The following is a 1,965-nucleotide window of genomic DNA, read 5'->3' on the forward strand; positions in this document are numbered from 1 at the left end:
TCGCTCAACGGGCCGGCGAAGGCAGCCCCGACGAACAAGTCGTCAAAGGCCTCATCGTGCCGAGATCCGGCCAGTACGTCTTCAAAGACATCGTTGCGCACTACCTCAAGCAAATCCGTTTCGGTGACGACAAATTCGCCGAAATGATCCGCCTCCCTCAGTACGGCGCCGCCGACGTAGTGCTTGACCCGTATCGGGGATACGGCCAACCGGTCTTCGACCGCAGCGGCGCAAAAGTCGCCGATGCGCTCGGACCGCTGCGCGCCGGCGAAACATTCGAAGCGGTCGCCGAGGACTACGGCGTGACCGAAGCCGAACTCCGTGACGCTCTCGACGCCATCGCCGCCTGATCCACTCGCGGCGCGACTTCCGCACGTCTTCATCGACCGCAGCCTTGGCGCCATCCAACTGCCCAAACTCCTCCGCGCCGCCGGCATCGCACTGACGACAATGCGCGAACACTACGGAGAAACCGCCGCCCAAAGCGTGTCCGACAACGAGTGGATTGCCCTCACAGCGGAGCGCGGTTGGATCGCCTTCCACAAGGACGACAACATCCGCCGGAACGAAGCCGAACGCCAAACCGTCATCCGCACAGGAGCGCGCATGTTCTGCGTACCTCGCGCCGATCTGACAGCCGGCAATCTCGCGCGACGCTACCTCGACAACCTCGCTGCCATCGCACACGCGGCAGAATCACCCGGCCCGTTCATATACCTCGTATACGACAGCAGAATCGCCCGGCTGGTTTAACCAAATATCTGTGGCGCCGACAGGCCTGCGGTGCGCTTCGACAAACAGGGAAGTCGGCGTAGCCTGATGGCTAGCCGATGACGTCTAGGGCGCGGTAGCCAAGCTGTCGGTACCCCTCCCTAGACTGCTACTATGCCGAAACGGACAGAGGTCGTCGAGAAGATCACGAAGGCCGCCAAGAAGGCGGGACTGAGCTTCGACGTACAGCGCGAAGGAGGAAACCACACCATCTACAACCTCAACGGGCTGATCATCCCGATCGCACGCCACCAGCAGCTCGACGGCTACCTGGCTATCAAGATCTACAAACAATGCGAACCGAAACTAGGGAAGGGGTGGTGGCGTTGACCACGGCCTTCAAGGCGGTCGCCACCCGTGGTGACCGCTACTGGCTCGTGCACATCCCCGAACTCGACCAGTACACCCAGGCCCGAAACCTCACCGAAGTCGAACCGATGGCCCGCGACCTCATCGCATTGCTCAAAGAAATCCCCGATGACTCATTCCACCTCGACATTCGGATTGAACTGCCCGAGCACGTACGACACCACCTCGAGCTCGCCCGCAAATACAGCGAAGACGCTGCCCGCGCCCAAGCCGAATCCGCGCGCGAACGCCGCGCAGCAGCACGAGAACTCAAAGCCCGGGGACTCACAGTCCGAGACATCGGCACAGCGCTCGGAATTTCACACCAGCGCGCACAGCAGCTCTTGGCGTAAAATTCCTGCCGAACCGATTTCAAAGCCATGAGCGACGCAGAACATCTGGTTGACGAGCACCTTGCCGCGGCCCGGCGCGTGCTCGGAACAGGCGCAGGCCCAACCGACTGGGCGGCTCCAAACCAAACAGGGTCACCGGCCCCTCCGAACTGGGAGGGAGAGACCGCCGAACGCGCCCGCACGGCCGCCCAGCACCTCGAAACCCTTCGCGACGAACTACACCAGGCCCGAAGCACCGCGGCAACCGTCATCGCTGAAGCCGGCACGATTTCACGAGACGCCCACAGTGCCCTCGACGCGATCGAAACCGCCTGGGCCAACGACAAAACCACGCTCAAACCAATAGCCGATAGCGCCTTCGGCAAAGGCGTGAATCGCCCTGGAAATCCTGGAGGCTCCTGACCTTGGAAACGAGGATGGAGCAATGCCGAAGGAACAGTCGCCAGGGAAGCCGACGACGCGCAGGTACAGCCCGGAGGAGAAGGCCGCCGCG

4 protein-coding genes and 1 pseudogene are annotated in these 1,965 nt (G+C 62.4%); 4 read left to right on the forward strand and 1 reads right to left on the reverse strand.

The genetic code is table 11. The features are described from left to right. The 4 genes and pseudogenes from H7I87_RS09715 to H7I87_RS09730 all read left to right on the forward strand — a co-directional run. Window positions 1-350, forward strand: a pseudogene (locus H7I87_RS09715) (Rv2018 family toxin-antitoxin system antitoxin); the annotation flags it as partial. Then, window positions 322-753, forward strand: a complete 432-nt coding sequence (locus tag H7I87_RS09720; protein WP_063967122.1) for a PIN-like domain-containing protein — start codon at window positions 322-324, stop codon at window positions 751-753. The pseudogene H7I87_RS09715 and the gene H7I87_RS09720, both read left to right, overlap by 29 nt. Before the next feature lie 132 nt (window positions 754-885). After that, entirely contained in the window at window positions 886-1,101 is a 216-nt protein-coding gene (locus H7I87_RS09725) for a hypothetical protein (RefSeq protein ID WP_042791565.1), read from the forward strand. Then, a complete protein-coding gene (locus tag H7I87_RS09730) occupies window positions 1,092-1,472 on the forward strand; it encodes a hypothetical protein (RefSeq protein WP_151312269.1) in 381 nt (126 codons plus the stop codon). The genes H7I87_RS09725 and H7I87_RS09730 overlap by 10 nt, the downstream gene beginning before the upstream one ends. 270 nt (window positions 1,473-1,742) lie before the next feature. Here H7I87_RS09730 and H7I87_RS09735 read toward each other — a convergent pair. Continuing rightward, on the reverse strand, window positions 1,743-1,965 hold a 223-nt coding region (locus H7I87_RS09735), incomplete at its 5' end, for a hypothetical protein (RefSeq protein ID WP_264002652.1).

This window comes from Mycobacterium timonense (genome assembly GCF_025821985.1).
Classification (GTDB): Bacteria; Actinomycetota; Actinomycetes; order Mycobacteriales; family Mycobacteriaceae; genus Mycobacterium; species Mycobacterium avium.

Coding starts and splice junctions, on each gene's coding strand:
- H7I87_RS09725 (WP_042791565.1), top strand. CDS start 886: ATGCCGAAACGGACAGAGGTCGTCGAGAAGATCACGAAGGCCGCCAAG.